The 976-nt window shown below is 64.7% G+C and carries 1 protein-coding gene; it reads left to right on the forward strand.

The genetic code is table 11. The features are described 5' to 3' along the window. The first annotated feature begins 93 nt into the window (after positions 1-93). Positions 94-921, forward strand: coding sequence for an IS6 family transposase (locus tag LH62_RS00195; RefSeq protein WP_043358420.1), 828 nt, complete (start codon positions 94-96; stop codon positions 919-921). The last annotated feature ends 55 nt before the right edge of the window (positions 922-976 follow it).

The following is a 976-nucleotide window of genomic DNA, read 5'->3' on the forward strand; positions in this document are numbered from 1 at the left end:
AGCGGTTCTGTCAGGTTTTGCGCCAATGGGCCCTTTTGGCCAGCCGGGGTAGGGCTGGTAGGCTCTGTGCTCAACAGGGGACGAGGGGCGGAGATGGACTGTGTGGCCTGCGGCTCGGCGGAGGTGACCGAGCGGCCGGAGCGCACCGCCCGAGGCTATCGCCGGTTCCGCTGCCGAGATTGCGGTAAGCAGTTCAACGAGCGCAGCGGTGGCGTGCTGAACCGCGCCCAGTACCCGTCGGACGTGATTGCGTTGGTGGTGGTGTGGCGGCTGCGCTACCGCCTGACCTTGCGTGACTTGGCAGAGATGTTCCTCCTTCGCGGCATCGTCTTCAGCTATGAGGCCGTCCGCGAGTGGGAGGCGAAGCTTGCGCCGCTGCTCGCCGACAAACTGCGCCAGCGCCGCCGCGGTCGGGGCGGTACCCGCGGTCGCCGTTGGCACGTGGACGAGACATATCTGAATGTTGGCGGCAGGTGGGCCTACTTGTATCGGGCGATCGACCGCGAGGGCAATCTCGTGGACACAGCGCTCAGCGAGCACCGCGACATGGCGGCGGCCCAGGCCTTTTTCCGTTCAGCCAAGTCGGTCACGGGCGTGACGCCCGATCAGGTCACCACGGACGGGCACGGCTCATACCCACGAGCGATCCGGTCAACGCTTGGCCGGCGGGTTGTCCATCGCAATAGCGCTTACAAAAACAACAGATTGGAACAGGATCACCGGGGCGTTAAAGGCCGCATACGGTGTATGCGCGGGTTCAAAAGCTTCGATTCAGCAAGGCGGTTCTGTCGAAGCTACGACGAGCTCCGCAACTTCCTCCGCCTCCGGACCCGCCATAACCAGCACGTCGCCGCCAACCGCCGCCGTCTGCTTCACCTCCGTCGCGCCACCACTGCGCTCGCTATTCTGCAAGTGGCGTAACCAAACCGGCCATCATCTCGCGTCGCCAGGTTTGGCGCGAACGCTGACAAAACCG

This window comes from Belnapia sp. F-4-1, from assembly GCF_000802185.1.
Classification (GTDB): domain Bacteria; phylum Pseudomonadota; class Alphaproteobacteria; order Acetobacterales; family Acetobacteraceae; genus Belnapia.

What these genes read in the sequence shown, in the direction of transcription:
- LH62_RS00195 (WP_043358420.1), top strand. Translation starts at nt 94, where the DNA reads ATGGACTGTGTGGCCTGCGGCTCGGCGGAGGTGACCGAGCGGCCGGAG.